This is a genomic window from Pseudomonas sp. ML2-2023-3 (genome assembly GCF_037055275.1).
Taxonomy (GTDB): domain Bacteria; phylum Pseudomonadota; class Gammaproteobacteria; order Pseudomonadales; family Pseudomonadaceae; genus Aquipseudomonas.
Genome location: NZ_CP146343.1, coordinates 1,474,211 through 1,490,627, shown reverse-complemented (window position 1 = coordinate 1,490,627; position 16,417 = coordinate 1,474,211). Strand labels below are relative to the sequence as shown.

Genomic DNA, 16,417 nt, shown 5'->3' with positions numbered 1-16,417 from the left:
ACAGTGGAGTCCATGCCCTGAGAATAGAAGAAAAAGCGCATAAGAAAAGTCTCCAATGACCAACGGCTTATTCGATGGGTATCGGTGATTTGTGGGAGCGGGCTTACTCGCAATCGGATCGCTAGCAAGCCCGCTCCCACACATGACATCTTTCAGGGGGTCAGGCCGGTTTCTTCGCTGCCAGGGCCTCAGCCAGCAACTCCTTCTCGGCCTCCTTGAGGTCGTCGTCGTTGATCATTTCAGCGATCACACGCAACCGCTCTACCACGCGCGCATTGACGCTGCCTTCAGGGAACTGGCCCTCTTCATCCGGCTCACCGGCAGGCTCACCCACCAACAGGCTCAACGCCTCATCGGCCTGACGCACCGCGTACACGTGGAACTTGCCATCACGCACCGCCTGCAGCACCTTCTCATCCAGCATCAGGGTCGCCACGTTGGCCTGCGGGATAATTGCCCCCTGCTCGCCTGTAAGCCCCCGCGCTTCACAGAGTCGGAAGAAGCCCTCGATCTTCTCGTTGACCCCGCCCACCGCCTGCACTTCACCAAACTGGTTGATGGAACCGGTGATGGCAAAACACTGTTTGAGTGGCGTTTTGGACAGCGCCGAAATCAACGTACAAGCCTCACCCAACGAGGCACTGTCGCCATCGACATAACCGTAGGACTGTTCCAGCGCGATACTGGCTGAAATCGCGAGCGGGAATTCCTGTGCATAACGGCTGCCCAGGTACCCGGTTAAAATCATCACGCCCTTGGAGTGAATCGGCTGACCCAGGTTAACTTCACGCTCGATATCGACGATACCGCTGCCTCCCGGATACACCGTGGCGGATATCCGCGCAGGTACACCAAAGGCCGAGTCGCCGACTTCCAGCACGGTCAGGCCGTTGCACTTGCCCACGGCCGCGCCATCGGTGTCGATCAGAATGATCCCTGCCAGCATGTCATCAAGAATGCGCGCCGACACTCGACCGGTACGCGTGGCCTTGGCCTTCAGCGCACGCTCGATATGGCCGGCATCGGTCATCTCATCGCCCGCCAGGTGACGAATGAAATCCGCCTCGCTGACCAGCTGGAACAGATCACCGATACGCGCCGACAAACGCCCCTGATGCTCGGCCAGGCGTGCGCTGTAGGTCGCCAGACGCGCTACCGCATCGGCGGTCAGCGGCGCCATGCCTTCTTCTGAAGTCCGGGTGGTCAGCAACTGAGCGAACTGCTCAAGGCTTTCATCGACCATCGGAATGTCTTCGTCGAAGTCCACCAGCACCCGGAACATCTCCTGGAAGTCCGGATCAAGGTCCTGCAGCGTGTAATACAGCTGGCGGGCACCAATGATCACGACCTTGACCTGCAAGGGAATGACTTGCGGGTTGAGGGTGACGGTCGCCAGACGGCCCATCTCGCCCAGCGGAGACTCCATCTTCAACTTGCGCGATTGCAGGGCACGCTTCAGGGCATCCCACACAAAGGGCTCACTGAGCATTTTCTCGGCTTCAAGAATCAAAAACCCACCGTTGGCACGATGCAGCGCGCCCGGCCGCAACTGCCGGTACGTGGTGTAAAGCGCGCCCTGGTCGGTGCTGTACTCAATACGGCCGAACAGATTGTCATACGTGGGGTGCGGCTCAAACACTACCGGCGCACCACCGCTCAGCGGCTGGCCTACCACCAGGCTGGGCAGGTACTGCTCTTCGAGCAACTTGCGGGCCTGGGCGTCGGTCTTGCTGTCGTCGACCAATTGCTCGACCACGGTTTTCAGCAAGTACACCTGCATGGCTTGCAGATAACCGCAGACCGCACCATTTTCGGCGTACTTCTGCGACAACGGCGACAGCAACGGTTGCAACGCCAGGGTGATGGTTTCTTCGTTCAGTTGGCGCAGCTGATTGTTCGACTCGCGCTTCCATTGCGGCAGGCTGGCCAGTTCTTCGTTCAGCCGCTCTTCCAGTCCGGAAATATCCTCATGGAAGCGCTCTCGCTCAACCTCAGGCAATTGCGAAAACTCGGCCTCATCCAGGGCCTTGCCATCACTCATCGGCGTGAAGGCCACGTTGCTGCTGTCGCGATACAACGCAACGCCTTTTTCCAGCGCCAGCCGCTCGATCACATCCAGCGCACGGTCGTACCGCTGATTGAAGCCACGATCGATCGCGCTCTTGCGCTGTTGATACGTCGGATGCTCAAACACCGCCGGAAAGGTCGCCAGCAGGTTGTCGATCAGGTGGTTGATATCGGCAATAAATGCACCCGCGCTGCTCGAAGGCAATTCCAGGGCACGCGGCTCACGGGGCTCGTCAAAATTATTGACGTACACCCAATCGCTCGGGGACTTCAGGCGCTTGCCCTCGGCCTTGAGGTAGCGTTTGACGAATGAGAAGCGGCCCGTACCCGGCTCGCCCATCACAAAAACGTTGTAACCCGGACGTGGCATGGCCACGCCAAACTGCAGGGCTTCGACCGCACGCTCCTGGCCGAGAATGCCGCGAAAAGGTTCTAAATCATTGGTATTCGAGAAGCTGAACTGTTCAGCAGAGAAAGGACGGGTTAGCGCATCAGGCGCTAGACGCAAGCTGGTGGCAACAGAATCAGGCATCGGGCTTCCTTACATCGGGCGGGGCAGATGGCAGCATTCTGGCGCTGGCTGTACATCACTGGCAAGGCGTACAACACGGTAAAGCTCACCCCATCGTGTTTACGGGCAAAAAATGTGCGCCAACAGAGATTGTTTTACAAAAAACCACGGAACCTGCCGATCGAGCCTAGACTCCAAGCTGTTACGCGGCTGGAAGGCATAACCGGCTCGTACTGGCGCTTCAGGGCCAGAAACCCTTGTCCATTGGTTGCACACATATAGAGAACAAAGCTTATGAAACGGATTCTTCTCGGTACTCTCTTTACAGTTGTTTCCCTCAATGCCATGGCGCAAGCCCCGGGCGGTCCGAACTGCGGTTGGGGCAACATGCTGTTTGAAGGTCAGCGCGGCACCCCTGCTCACTTCCTGGCATCCACCACCAACGGCACGTCCGGTAACGCCACCTTCGGCATGACCTCCGGCACCAACGGCTGTACGACCAAGGACGCCCTGACCTACGGCGGCAAATCGTGGATTGCCATGAATGGCATGATCAACGAACTGTCCGAAGACATGGCCAAAGGCAATGGCGAAGCACTGACCACCTACGCGGTGGTACTGGGCGTCGCCCCTGAAGATCGCGCGCATTTTGCCGCCGTCACCCACGAGCACTTCCAGCAAATCTTCAGCAAGGCCGATGTAACGGCTGAAGATGTTCACAACAACACCCTGGCTATCCTCAAAGGCGATGCCCGCCTGGCCAAATACGCCACTGCTGCGTAGTAAATGAGATCTGCCCGCTCCTCCGGGAGCGGGTATTCTCCTGCGTCACCCCTCTTCGTCTGACAACAGTTGCCGAACATGCTCAAACGCCTTGCCTATCTGGCGCTCTGTGCCTGCGCCCCGCTGTATGCCGCACCCCATATCGACGATCAACGTGTTCAGCAGTTGGCCAACGACCCGTTCTGGATCTCTCTGGGACACTATGAAGCCGGCAAGTTGAGCGGCTGGCGCAGCTATGTCAGCGACGACAAATTCTTTCTGGCCCCCGACGGCGCCCATCACCCGGACGCCGAACTGCGTGCCACCGTCCAGGCCTTGTATTCGCCCTTGAGCCTGGGGGACAAACACCCGCAGTGCGTGTACCCGGCCCGCACCCGCTGGCTCAAGGCCCAGTTGAACCTGACCGACCTGCCCAAGGCCGAATGCGCAGAGTTCACGCAATGGTTCAAGGACGTTGCACCGCACAGCACGGTGATGATTTTCCCGGCGGCCTACCTGAACAGCCCGTCCTCGATGTTCGGCCACACCTTGTTGCGTATCGACCAGGCCGATGTGCAGAACAACAAGACCGCCCTGCTCAGCTACGCGATCAATTTCGGCGCCTACATTGAGGGTTCCGACAACAGCATTTTGTATGCCTGGAAGGGGTTGGCCGGTGGCTATCCCGGCCTGTTCGCGCTGGTGCCCTACCAGGAAAAGCTCTCCGAGTACCGCAGCCTCGAAAACCGTGACCTGTGGGAATACCGACTCAATCTGACTCCCGAAGAAACCCAGCGCATGGTCGAGCATGTGTGGGAGCTCAAACAGATCCAGTTCGACTATTTCTTCTTTGACGAAAACTGCTCGTATCGCCTGCTGGAGTTGTTGCAAGTGGCACGTCCCGGCTTGCAACTGACCACCCAGTTCCCGCTGACCGCGATCCCCACCGACACCGTGAAAGCGGTCAAGGAAGCGGGCTTGGTTGAAAGTATCGAATACCGCCCTTCCCGGGAACGTGAACTGCTGGATCGAGCCAAAATCCTCGATCCTGAGGAACAGCAATGGGTGCTGCAGATCAGCGCCGATCAGGCCCAGTTGCAAAACCCGACCTTCAAGGCGCTGCCAAAAGAACGCCAGGCGCTGATTATCGACGCCGCTTATCGTCTTGAACGCTACCGGGCAAACGGTCTCGAACGTGACCCGGCGCGCTCCCAGCGCAGCTTCGAACTGCTGCGTGCCATCAACCAGAATCCAGCTCCTGAACTGCAGGTTGAACAACCCGAGTTGCCCGAAAACGGCCACGAATCGCGCACCTGGCAACTGGGGGCCGGTAGCCGTGACGACAAGGCCTTTGCCGAGTACGGCCTGCGCATGGCTTACCACGACTTGAACGACAACGCGCCCGGCTTTCCGCTGGGCGCGCAGATTGAAATCCTGCAACTCAAGCTGCGCCAGTACGAAGGTAACAAGTGGCAAGTTCAGCAACTGGACCTGGCCAACATTCGCTCCCTGACCCCGCGTAACGACTTGCTGCAACCCTGGTCCTGGCAAGTGGGCGGCGGGCTGGAACGGGTGCTGGGCAAGCATGGCGATGAAAGCCTGGTCAGCCACGTCAATGGGGGCGCGGGCGGCACCTGGCAGTTGGGCGAAAACCTGCTGGGCTTTGCCCTCGGCACCCTGCGCGTGGAGCACAACAACGATTTCGCCGCCTTTGTTTCACCGGCAGCGGGGTTTAACACAGGGCTTCTCTGGCGCAATCCGGTGGGCAACCTGAGTCTTGAAGCCAAAGGTGATTACTTCACCAACGGTGAAGTCCGCCGCAGCCTCAGCCTGAACCAGCAATGGGAAGTTTCGCGCAATCTGGGCCTGCGACTGAGTGCACAACGTGAGTTCAGCAAGCTGACCTCACCCGTCAACGAAGTGATGCTGGAGTTGAAGTGGTATCACTACTGAAAGGAGGTTTTAAGACATGGCTGTTAACTACGATTCCCTTGAACAGGTACGCGAGAAAATCGACGGGCTGGATCGCCAGATTGTCGGCTTGATCGCCGAACGGGGTGCCTGCGTATCGCAAGCGGCGCTGTTCAAAAAAGACAGCGATGCGGTCAGGGCGCCGCAACGGGTTGAGCAGGTGATTGCAAAAGTCCGGGCGCTGGCCTCAGAACTGGGTGCTAACCCGAACGTCACCGAAGAAGTTTACCGCGCCATGATTGCAGCCTTTATCGAGCAAGAACTGGCTGAGCACAAGGCGCTTGCCAACTAGATAGAGACCGTGTGGGAGCGGGCTTGCTCGCGATTGGATCGACGTGATGCAACAGATACACCGCGTCGCTTGCATCGCGAGCAAGCCCGCTCCCACAGAAGAACGGAACCGGCTTACACCACGCCCTGGGCCAGCATCGCGTCAGCGACTTTCACGAAGCCCGCAATGTTCGCGCCTTTGACGTAGTTGATCCGACCGTTTTCTTCGCCGTAGTGAACGCACGCATGGTGGATCGACTGCATGATGTTATGCAGTTTGCTGTCGACCTCTCCTGCCGTCCACAGCAGGCGCATGGCGTTTTGCGACATTTCCAGACCGCTCACCGCCACGCCGCCGGCATTGGATGCCTTGCCCGGTGCAAACAAGATACCGGCCTCGATAAACAGATCGACCGCTTCGAGGGTAGTCGGCATGTTCGCGCCTTCTGCTACGCACACACAGCCATTGCTCAACAGTGTACGGGCCGCTTCAGCGTCCAGTTCGTTCTGAGTGGCGCATGGCAATGCGATGTCGCACGCCAGGCTCCACGGATGCTGGCCCGCCAGAAACTCCAGACCAAACTGCCCGGCCAATTCGCTGATACGACCGCGCTTGACGTTTTTGAGCTCCATCAGCGCTTCCCACTGCTCCTCGCTCAAACCGGCTTCGCAGTACAACGTACCTTCGGAGTCCGACAACGAGATCACTTTGCCGCCCAGGTCCATGACTTTGCGCGCCGCATACTGCGCCACGTTACCGGAGCCAGAGATCGCTACGCGCTTGCCATCGATACGCTGGCCGCTGCGCTTGAGCATTTCCTGCGCGAAGTACACACAACCAAAGCCGGTGGCTTCAGGGCGGATCAGGCTGCCGCCGTAGCTCATGCCCTTGCCGGTCAGCACCGAGGTGAACTGGTTGCTCAGGCGCTTGTACTGGCCAAACATAAAGCCGATTTCACGGGCGCCTACACCGATATCGCCTGCCGGCACGTCAACGTCCGAACCGATATGGCGGTACAGCTCGCTCATGAAGGCCTGACAGAAACGCATGACTTCAGCGTCGCTCTTGCCCTTGGGGTTGAAGTCAGAGCCGCCCTTGCCGCCGCCCATAGGCAACGAGGTCAGGGAGTTCTTGAAGGTTTGTTCGAACGCCAGGAACTTCAGAACGCCAAGGTTCACCGACGGATGGAACCGCAGACCACCCTTGTAAGGGCCAATGGCGCTGTTCATCTGGATACGGAAACCACGGTTAACCCGCACTTTGCCTTCATCATCAACCCAGGATACGCGGAACACGATCGCGCGCTCAGGTTCACAAATGCGCTCAAGAATGCCTGAAGTGAGGTAATGGGGATTGGCTTCAAGAAACGGCCACAAACTGCGCAGGACTTCTTCTACTGCCTGGTGGAATTCAGGCTGGTCCGGGTCACGTTTTTTCAGGCGGGCAAGGAACTGGTCGACGGATTCGATCATGGTTAATTCTCGGCAAATTTATTGTCGTTAAACAGAGATTGACCGGAACTTTATCAATTCATGTGGCACCGCGACAGCGCAAAATGTCGCAGTTCTGAATTTAAATGGTGCATTTATATAAATTAAACCGATTTCACGGGCTTTTGCGCACCAAAAAAAAGCTTCTTGTACTCACTTTTGCACCACTAAAAACCCACCTTCTGTTCCCACAGGGTCAGTATTGCTCTGCAAAAAAAACGGAGCCCCGAGGGGCTCCGTCTTTTCTTGCAAACCGGCCTTACTGGGCCAGTTTTTTGTGACGCACACGGTGCGGCTGAGTGGCCGCTTCGCCGAGGCGCTTTTTACGATCAGCTTCGTACTCGGTGTAGTTACCTTCAAAGAAGATTGCTTGCGAGTCGTCTTCGTACGCCAGGATATGAGTCGCAACGCGGTCAAGGAACCACCGATCGTGAGAGATCACAATGGCGGCGCCAGGGAAGTCCAGCAGCGCTTCTTCGAGCGAACGCAGCGTCTCAACGTCAAGGTCGTTGGACGGTTCGTCGAGCAGCAGCACGTTGGCGCCCTCTTTCAAGGTCAGGGCCAGGTGCAGGCGACCACGCTCACCACCGGACAGGTCCTTGACGAACTTCTGCTGATCGCCACCTTTGAAGTTGAAACGACCTACATAGGTACGCGACGGGATTTCATAGTTACCGATGCGTATCACATCAGAACCGTCAGAAATCGCCTGGAACACAGTCTTGCTGCCGTCCAGATCGTCACGGCTCTGGTCCACGCACGCCAGTTGCACGGTTTCACCGACTTCGATGCTGCCCGAATCCGGCTGTTCCTTGCCCATCAGCATGCGGAACAAGGTCGACTTACCGGCACCGTTACCGCCGATCACGCCAACGATGGCGCCTTTAGGCATCGCGAACGACAGGTTGTCGATCAACACGCGATCGCCGTAACCCTTGGACACGTTCTTGAACTCGATAACCTTGTCACCCAGGCGCGGACCAGCCGGGATGTAGATTTCGTTGGTCTCGCTGCGCTTCTGGAATTCCTGCGATTGCAGTTCCTCGAAACGCTGCAGACGAGCCTTGGACTTCGACTGACGCGCCTTGGCACCTTTACGGACCCATTCCAGCTCGTCTTTCATGGCCTTTTCATGGGCCGACTGCTGCTTGGATTCGGCAGCCAGACGATCGGACTTGGCTTCAAGCCAACCCGAATAGTTGCCCTCGTAAGGAATGCCCGCGCCACGGTCAAGCTCAAGGATCCAGCCCGCCACGTTATCCAGGAAGTAACGGTCGTGCGTAATCGCAACCACGGTACCCGGGAAGTCGTGCAGGAAGTGCTCAAGCCAGGCTACAGAGTCGGCATCCAGGTGGTTGGTTGGTTCGTCGAGCAGCAGCATGTCCGGGGCCGACAGCAGCAGGCGGCACAAGGCCACACGGCGCTTCTCACCACCCGACAGGTGCTCAACCTTGGCATCCCAGGCTGGCAAACGCAGGGCGTCGGCAGCGACTTCCAGCTGGCGCTCCAGGTTGTGACCGTCGCTCGCTTGCAGGATCGACTCAAGCTTGGCCTGTTCAGCAGCCAGCTTGTCAAAATCGGCATCCGGGTCTGCGTATTCGGCGTAAACCTGATCCAGGCGCGCTTGAGCGTCCTTGATGACGCTCACGGCTTCTTCAACCACTTCGCGCACGGTTTTGCTCGGATCCAGCTGCGGTTCCTGCGGCAGGTAACCGATGTTCAGGTCGGGCATCGGACGGGCTTCGCCGTCGAACTCGGTATCGACACCCGCCATGATTTTCAACAGGGTGGATTTACCCGAACCGTTCAAGCCGAGTACGCCAATCTTGGCGCCAGGGAAAAACGACAGGGAGATGTTTTTCAGGATTTCCCGCTTCGGCGGAACAACTTTGCTCAGCCGATGCATGGTGAAAACGTATTGAGCCATGGAGAACCTAGGGTCAGAGACGAGTGAATAAGGTGCGAGCAATGCCCGGATCAGGCCATAGCAGAAAGTCAGGGACTGATCGAAATCAATGCCTGCTCGCAGAAAATGCATAAATGTAGACGCCCGAATCTACCTGAATGCGCTGAACAGGGCAAACCAGTGCAGACCAGAGGGCTGGCACTTTGCCACAACCCAAGGCATGCTAGGCGCCCTCTGGGCGTCTTTAGGGGGCCTGGCGCCAATGCCGCCAAATTGCAGGATCACACGTTGCCCAATGTCACGCCGCCCACTCTGAATAAAGCGTCCAACCCACTTCTTGGGACGCCTGTGCGCGGAACGTTGAAAAGTGCATTGGCCACTCTGGTTCTGTTGCTGCTGGCGATGTTGTTCTGGTTGTTGATTGAGCAGTTCCAGGAAACGCTCCAGCAAGAGCGTCAAAACAGCATCAACTACAGTGCCGATCTGGCCGACCACATCAGCCTGAGCATGGAAGTACGGGCCGAAACCGCCCTTAATCTGCTTCCTGTCGATACGCTGCCGAAAACCCTGCGCCAACAGCAGGCACTGGTCAATCAACTGCATCAATACGTACCCTCGCTCCAGAGCCTGGTCTTGCTCAGCACTGCCGGGCAGGTCGTGTTCGACAGCGCTGGCACCACCCCCGACGCTGCATTCCTGGCTGAATGGGCAAGCCTGATCCCCTCGCGAAAACGTACCGACGGCTATTACTTCAGCAATAACGCTGACGCCAGCATGTTCTATTTGTTGCTGCGCCAGCCCGCAGGCGATATCGGTGGTTACTGGCTGCTGCGCATGAGCCCGGAACTGCTGCAAAACATGACACACCAGAACGCCAGCAGCAGTCGGCCACAATGGCTGATTGAAAACGTGAAAACCCGCAAGGTCCTGAAGCGTGCCTACAGCCCCATTTCGCCAGCCTCAACCCTGAGCCAGCAGGATGAAAGCGACACCGTACAACTGAGCCCCATCAATCACAGCGACTGGCAGTTACGCGGGCTGTTCAATGAAGGCCAGGCGGTTGAACGACTGCTGCCCGGACTGATCGTCAAATGCCTGCTCGGCTTGCTCTTTTCGTTGCTGCCGATCATTGCGCTGCTCAACATGCGCCGCCGCCAACGCCAACTGCATGAAGGCCGCCGCCGTTATCACGATATTTTCGAAGGCACCGGGGTTGCCCTGTGCGTGCTCGATCTGTCCAGCTTGCCGGGGTTTCTTGAGCGCGAAAAACTCCACGACAGCAGTGACCTCAAGCAATGGCTAAGCGACCACCCCCAGCTTCGTAGTCAATTATTTGCGCAACTGCGCATCACTGAAGTCAATCAGGTCGCCATGCAGCTGCTGGAGGTCGAATCCGGGGACGGTGCCTGGCTAAAGCTGATTAACGGCTGCCCCCAAACCAGTTCGGCCATTGGCTATCAAATCGTCGAAACCGTACTGGATCAACAGCAGCAACTTGAACTGGAAGTAAAGCTGAGCGATGCCAGCGGCCGGGATCAACATGTGTGGCTGGTGCTGCGCCTGCCTGAAGACCCTCAGGACTATCACGCGGTCATCCTGAGCATCAGCGACATCACAAGCCGCAAGCTGATCGAATTGTCCCTGCAAGAGCGCGAAAGTTTCTGGTCGGATGTCGTGCGTACCGTACCTGACCACCTCTATGTGCAAAATGTAATCAGCCAGCGGATCATATTCAGCAACCATCACCTTGGGCAGACCCTGGGCTACAGCGCCATCGAACTTCAGGAAATGGGCGCATATTTCTGGGAACTGTTGCTGCACCCGGATGACGCCGAACGTTATCACCAGCTGCGCCAGCAGCAACGGGAAGATGGCTATAAGCACTTGATGCAGTGCCAGTTGCGCTTTCGTCATCAGCAAGGCACCTGGCGGCGCTTTGACATCCGTGAGCAGGCCTTTGCCCGTGACACCGGGGATCAAGTCACGCGCATTGTCGGGGTGGCCAAAGACATCACCGACCAGATCGAAGCCAGTGAGTCACTGCGTGACAGCGAGCAGCGCTACCGGATGCTGGCCGAAAGCATCAGCGACGTGATTTTCTCCACCGACAGCACGTTGCGCATGAACTACCTCAGCCCCTCCATCCAGACCGTGCTGGGGTACGACGCACAATGGGTGTTCGACAATGGCTGGCAGTCAATTATCGCGACCCCGCAACAACTGGAGGGTATCTACAGCCTGATCGAACGTATCCGCGCCGCCCTGCACACACCTCGACAACTCTCGGCCCTGCGCGCCCAGGTGCAAACCCAGTTGTTCCTGTTCGACTGCTTGCGCGCCGACGGGCATAAAGTCCCCATCGAGCTGCGGCTGGTACTGGTGTGGGATGAAAACGATGGTTTCGAAGGCATTCTGGGCGTTGGCCGTGATATCAGTCAGCAACGTCGTGCTGAAAAAGACCTGCGCATGGCCGCTACGGTGTTTGAGCACTCCACCTCGGCTATCCTGATTACCGACCCCGCCGGTTATATCGTGCAGGCCAACGAAGCCTTTAGCCGGGTCAGCGGCTACGCCGTGGCCCAGGTGCTCGACCAATTGCCGAGCATGTTGACCGTTGATGCCCAACAACGCGCGCACCTGACCTATGTGCTCAAGCAACTGCATGTCAATGGCACATGGGAGGGCGAAGTCTGGCTCAAGCGTCTCAACGGCGAACACTACCCGGCGTGGGTCGGCATCACTGCCGTGCTCGATGACGAGGGTGATCTGGCCAGCTACGTGTGCTTCTTCAGTGACATCAGCGAGCGCAAAGCCAGTGAACAGCGAATTCACCGCCTGGCTTACTACGACGCCCTGACGCACCTGCCTAACCGGACGCTGTTTCAGGATCGCCTGCACACTGCGTTGCAACAGGCCGAACGCAACAAGTCGTGGGTTGTGCTGATGTTCCTCGACCTCGACCGTTTCAAGCCGATCAACGATTCCCTGGGCCACGCCGCAGGCGATCGAATGCTCAAGGACATGGCCATCCGCTTGCTGGCCTGCGTCGGTGACGACGACACCGTGGCGCGTATGGGCGGTGACGAATTCACCCTGCTCCTGCAACCACGAGCCACCCGTCAACTGGCCTTGAACCGGGCCATCAGCGTGGCCGAGCAAATCCTTGCCAGCCTGGTAAAACCCTTTGTACTGGAAAGTCGCGAGTTCTTTGTAACCGCCAGTATTGGCATTGCCTTGAGCCCGCAAGACGGCAACGAACTCAGCCAGTTGATGAAGAACGCCGACACCGCGATGTACCACGCCAAAGAGCGCGGCAAAAACAACTTCCAGTTCTATCAGGCAGACATGAACGCCAGCGCCCTTGAGCGCCTGGAACTTGAGAGCGACCTGCGCCACGCCCTTGAACAGCAAGAGTTCATCCTTTTTTACCAGCCGCAATTCAGCGGCGACGGCAAACGGCTGACCGGGGTTGAAGCATTGCTGCGCTGGAACCACTCCAGGCGCGGACTGGTGCCGCCCGGTGACTTTATCCCGGTACTCGAAGAGCTGGGCCTGGTGGTCGAAGTGGGTGACTGGGTGCTGGCCGAGGCCTGTCGCCAGCTCAAGCTCTGGCACCAGGCCAAAGTGCGCGTGCCCAAAGTCTCGGTCAACATCTCGGCGCGCCAGTTTTCCGATGGCCAACTGGGCACGCGCATCGCCACGATCCTCAAGGAGACCGGCCTGTCCCCTGCCTGCCTGGAGCTTGAGCTGACCGAAAGTATCCTGATGCGCGAAGTCAGCGAAGCCCTGCACATTCTGGCCAGTCTGAAAAACCTCGGCCTCAGCATTGCCGTGGACGACTTTGGCACCGGTTATTCATCGCTCAACTACCTCAAGCAATTCCCGATCGATGTCTTGAAAATCGACCGTACCTTTGTCGATGGCCTGCCCTCAGGCGAACAGGACGCGCAGATTGCCCGCGCAATCATTGCAATGGCCCATAGCCTAAACCTGGCCGTCATCGCCGAAGGCGTGGAGACCCAGGAGCAGTTGGATTTCTTGCGCGAGCATGGGTGCGATGAAGTGCAAGGCTATCTGTTTGGTCGCCCGATGCCAGCACATCTACTGGTCAAGCAACTGCAAGCGGCCAGTGATGAACTGCACATGTGAATCCTGCCTCTCATCACCGTGAATCGCATTCATATGCCAGATAAAACCCATTGAGTTAGAATGCCCTCCTTTTCTGCCCCCGATCCCTGAGGACCGCCATGTTCAGCCGTGATTTGACACTTGCCAAGTTCGACGCCGACCTTTTTGCCGCCATGGAGCAAGAAGCTCAGCGCCAGGAAGAACATATTGAGCTGATCGCTTCGGAAAACTACACCAGCCCAGCGGTCATGGAAGCTCAAGGCTCGGTTCTGACCAACAAATACGCCGAAGGCTACCCGGGTAAGCGCTACTACGGCGGCTGCGAATACGTCGACGTCGTTGAGCAACTGGCTATCGACCGTGCAAAAGAGCTGTTCGGCGCCGATTACGCCAACGTTCAGCCACACGCCGGTTCCCAGGCCAACAGCGCTGTCTACCTGGCCCTGTTGTCGGCTGGCGACACCATCCTGGGCATGAGCCTGGCACACGGCGGTCACCTGACCCACGGCGCCAGCGTTTCGTCCTCGGGCAAGCTGTACAACGCCATCCAGTACGGCATCGACGCCAACGGCCTGATCGACTACGACGAAGTAGAGCGTCTGGCCGTTGAGCACAAGCCAAAAATGATCGTGGCCGGTTTCTCTGCCTACTCGCAGATCCTGGACTTCCCGCGTTTCCGCGCTATCGCTGACAAGGTTGGCGCCTACCTGTTCGTCGACATGGCTCACGTAGCCGGTCTGGTAGCGGCTGGCGTTTACCCTAACCCGGTTCCGTTTGCTGACGTGGTCACCACCACCACTCACAAAACCCTGCGCGGTCCACGTGGCGGCCTGATCCTGGCCAAGGCCAACGCCGACATCGAGAAGAAGCTGAACTCGGCTGTCTTCCCGGGTTCGCAAGGCGGCCCACTGGAGCACGTCATCGCCGCCAAGGCCGTGTGCTTCAAAGAAGCTCTGCAACCAGAGTTCAAGGCTTACCAGCAACAAGTCGTGAAAAACGCCCAAGCCATGGCATCGGTGTTTATCGAGCGCGGCTTTGACGTGGTATCGGGCGGTACTGAAAACCACCTGTTCCTGCTGTCGCTGATCAAGCAGGAAATCTCCGGCAAAGACGCTGACGCCGCACTGGGCAAAGCGTTCATCACCGTGAACAAAAACTCCGTGCCGAACGATCCACGCTCCCCGTTCGTGACCTCGGGTCTGCGTTTCGGTACTCCGGCTGTTACCACTCGCGGCTTCAAAGTAGAAGAGTGCCGTGAACTGGCTAACTGGATCTGCGACATCCTGGCTGATATCAACAACGAAGCCGTTATCGACGCCGTTCGCGAAAAAGTCAAAGCCATCTGCGCCAAGCTGCCGGTATACGGCAACTAAGTGTAAATAGCTGAATAAAAAGCCCGACTCTTGAGCCGGGCTTTTTATTGCCCCAGTTATTTTGAAACATATCGCCATATGTCCATGGGTGATAACGACCTAATCTGAACTTTATGCTTTTCACCAACAACAGAGTTCAGACAATGACTAACGATACACAACAATCATTCATCGCCACCTTACAAGTACCGAACCATAACCTTCATCTATTAGGGACGCTTCACGGCCAGCCTGTAACAGTCACTGACGTATTTGCCAGCGGCGGTTTCTTCACCGGCCGGCCGCAGACCAGAGACGACTCCGCAGCCGTGGGGATTCAGGCCCACGCCACAGGCGGGGTCAAGACGGTACTCAAACTATATTTCCGGCATACCGTAAAAGGGTATGAAATACATATCAAACACGCCGGCCAATATGATCGGCATCGGCTGGCCAAAAACCATATGGATATACTCTATGCGAGAAGTCCGACACTAAAACACCCACTTACCTTCACGTTGCTAGATGAAAACAATACGGCCGTTACAGCGGACAACTTAAGTCAAGCTCATACGCTGATCACTCTAAAAACTCACAACAATAAATATATAGGGGTAAAAAGAGCCAAGGGCTCGCCTCACTCATACTTGGGGGAAACCGCTGAAAGCCACAAAATGGTATTTCTTTTAAGTGTGATAGAAAGAAACGGGGCTTATTAACCCACACCGGTTCATCTTTATGTGGGAGCGGGCTTGCTCGCGATTCAGGCAATGCGGTCTTTCAGACAAACCGTGTCGATATCATCGCGAGCAAGCCCGCTCCCACACAATGTAGTACGTGACGTTTTTATTCGGGTAGCAAACGCCAGCCCAATACGTTCAGCAGGTCACTACCGGCGCGAAGCAACAGCGTCGCAGCCATTGGCAAAGCGGTGCGAAAAACCCGCTATTTTCGTGAGGCTAGAACATCAAACCCCTCGCGAATCTTGGCTTCAGGCAAGTCATCGGCAATAAATACCATCACGCTGTCGCGCACCTCACCCTCCGCCCACTCAGTGTCCCAGTCGAAGCCATAGAGCTTGAGCACGCCCTGAAACACCAGCCGTCGATCTTCACCGGCAATGCTCAGCACGCCTTTGTAACGCAGCAATTGCTTGCCGTGATCTTCCAGCAGTTCGTTCATGAACGCGCTGAGGCTGTCGATATCCAGCGGTGTTTCGGTGCGCAGCACAAGGCTTGAGATGCGGTCGATAGATGACGCAGGCTGCACCGGACGCAAATTCAGGCCACCGCCCAAGTCTGCATTGAGATTGAACCCTCGGACATCCAGCAACTCGGCCAGATCTATCTTGCCGTGCTCAACCACACGAATCGGCGCCCGGCGGTTGATACGGGTCAAGCGTTCGCTTAAGGCATCAAAGGTGGCGTCATCCACCAGGTCGCGCTTGCTCACCAACAGGCGGTCAGCAAAACCGATTTGTGCCTGGGCGATGGTTTGGCTCAGGTGTACATCGGCGTGCGCGGCGTCCACCAGGGTGATGATGCCGTCCAGCAGGTAACGCTCGCGCAGTTCTTCGTCTATGAAAAAGGTTTGCGCCACCGGTGCCGGGTCGGCCAGGCCGGTGCATTCGATCACCAGGCGGTCGAACGCTATTTCGCCACTGTCCAGACGCTCCAGCAGCAGGTACAGCGCCTTGGTCAGGTCGGTGTGAATGGTGCAGCACACACAGCCATTGGCCAGTGTCATGACTTGCACGGGCTCATCACCCAACAACTGGGTATCGATCCCGGCATCGCTGAATTCGTTCTCGATCACGGCGATTTTCAGGCCATGTTCGGCCTTGAGCAGGTAACGCAACAAGGTGGTTTTACCGGCACCCAAAAAGCCACTGAGGATGGTGACGGGGATTGGAGAGGACATGCACAGTCTCCTTGAAATGACGCAAAAAAAAGTGGGAGC

10 protein-coding genes are annotated in these 16,417 nt (G+C 57.4%); 6 read left to right on the top strand and 4 right to left on the bottom strand.

The features are described 5' to 3' along the window. Positions 1-160: 160 nt before the first annotated feature. On the bottom strand, positions 161-2,599 hold the full coding sequence (locus V6P94_RS06840) for a Lon protease family protein (RefSeq protein WP_133078599.1): 2,439 nt from the start codon (positions 2,597-2,599) through the stop codon (positions 161-163). Between the two features lie 273 nt (positions 2,600-2,872). On the opposite strand from V6P94_RS06840, the gene V6P94_RS06835 reads away from it, so the two are divergent. The 3 genes from V6P94_RS06835 (at position 2,873) to V6P94_RS06825 (ending at position 5,603) form a co-directional block, all read left to right on the top strand. Continuing rightward, the gene (locus tag V6P94_RS06835) at positions 2,873-3,361 is read left to right on the top strand and encodes a DUF3015 domain-containing protein (RefSeq protein WP_019824032.1); all 489 of its coding nucleotides are present in this window, start codon (positions 2,873-2,875) and stop codon (positions 3,359-3,361) included. Positions 3,362-3,439: 78 nt separating this feature from the next. Beyond that, the gene (locus V6P94_RS06830; RefSeq protein WP_338649137.1) at positions 3,440-5,293 is read left to right on the top strand and encodes a DUF4105 domain-containing protein; all 1,854 of its coding nucleotides are present in this window, start codon (positions 3,440-3,442) and stop codon (positions 5,291-5,293) included. A 16-nt stretch (positions 5,294-5,309) separates the two neighbouring features. Then, a complete protein-coding gene (locus tag V6P94_RS06825; protein ID WP_133078602.1) occupies positions 5,310-5,603 on the top strand; it encodes a chorismate mutase in 294 nt (97 codons plus the stop codon). A 113-nt stretch (positions 5,604-5,716) separates the two neighbouring features. On the opposite strand, the gene gdhA is transcribed toward V6P94_RS06825, so the two are convergent. Beyond that, positions 5,717-7,054 (bottom strand): NADP-specific glutamate dehydrogenase, encoded by a 1,338-nt coding sequence (gdhA, locus tag V6P94_RS06820; RefSeq protein ID WP_133078603.1) that lies wholly within the window; start codon positions 7,052-7,054, stop codon positions 5,717-5,719. Positions 7,055-7,331: 277 nt separating this feature from the next. After that, positions 7,332-8,999, bottom strand: coding sequence for an energy-dependent translational throttle protein EttA (gene ettA, locus V6P94_RS06815; RefSeq protein WP_133078604.1), 1,668 nt, complete (start codon positions 8,997-8,999; stop codon positions 7,332-7,334). Positions 9,000-9,266: 267 nt separating this feature from the next. Here ettA and V6P94_RS06810 point away from each other — a divergent pair, with 267 nt between their 5' ends. From V6P94_RS06810 to V6P94_RS06800, 3 genes are all read left to right on the top strand, one after another. Next, positions 9,267-13,127, top strand: coding sequence for an EAL domain-containing protein (locus V6P94_RS06810; RefSeq protein ID WP_338649136.1), 3,861 nt, complete (start codon positions 9,267-9,269; stop codon positions 13,125-13,127). A 98-nt stretch (positions 13,128-13,225) separates the two neighbouring features. Next, positions 13,226-14,479 carry a serine hydroxymethyltransferase gene (gene glyA / locus V6P94_RS06805; RefSeq protein WP_133078606.1) on the top strand — a complete coding sequence of 418 codons (1,254 nt, stop codon included), beginning with the start codon at positions 13,226-13,228 and terminating at the stop codon, positions 14,477-14,479. Between the two features lie 143 nt (positions 14,480-14,622). Beyond that, complete coding sequence (locus V6P94_RS06800; protein ID WP_219263146.1) at positions 14,623-15,177, top strand: hypothetical protein; 555 nt, start codon at positions 14,623-14,625, stop codon at positions 15,175-15,177. Positions 15,178-15,403: 226 nt separating this feature from the next. On the opposite strand, the gene yjiA is transcribed toward V6P94_RS06800, so the two are convergent. Next, complete coding sequence (gene yjiA, locus V6P94_RS06795) at positions 15,404-16,378, bottom strand: GTPase (protein ID WP_133078608.1); 975 nt, start codon at positions 16,376-16,378, stop codon at positions 15,404-15,406. Positions 16,379-16,417: the final 39 nt, after the last annotated feature.

Excerpts from the sequence above, each read along its gene's own strand:
- yjiA (WP_133078608.1), bottom strand. The coding sequence starts at position 16,378 with ATGTCCTCTCCAATCCCCGTCACCATCCTCAGTGGCTTTTTGGGTGCC.
- gdhA (WP_133078603.1), bottom strand. The coding sequence starts at position 7,054 with ATGATCGAATCCGTCGACCAGTTCCTTGCCCGCCTGAAAAAACGTGAC.
- V6P94_RS06840 (WP_133078599.1), bottom strand. The coding sequence starts at position 2,599 with ATGCCTGATTCTGTTGCCACCAGCTTGCGTCTAGCGCCTGATGCGCTA.
- glyA (WP_133078606.1), top strand. The coding sequence starts at position 13,226 with ATGTTCAGCCGTGATTTGACACTTGCCAAGTTCGACGCCGACCTTTTT.
- V6P94_RS06835 (WP_019824032.1), top strand. The coding sequence starts at position 2,873 with ATGAAACGGATTCTTCTCGGTACTCTCTTTACAGTTGTTTCCCTCAAT.
- V6P94_RS06825 (WP_133078602.1), top strand. The coding sequence starts at position 5,310 with ATGGCTGTTAACTACGATTCCCTTGAACAGGTACGCGAGAAAATCGAC.
- V6P94_RS06800 (WP_219263146.1), top strand. The coding sequence starts at position 14,623 with ATGACTAACGATACACAACAATCATTCATCGCCACCTTACAAGTACCG.
- V6P94_RS06830 (WP_338649137.1), top strand. The coding sequence starts at position 3,440 with ATGCTCAAACGCCTTGCCTATCTGGCGCTCTGTGCCTGCGCCCCGCTG.
- ettA (WP_133078604.1), bottom strand. The coding sequence starts at position 8,999 with ATGGCTCAATACGTTTTCACCATGCATCGGCTGAGCAAAGTTGTTCCG.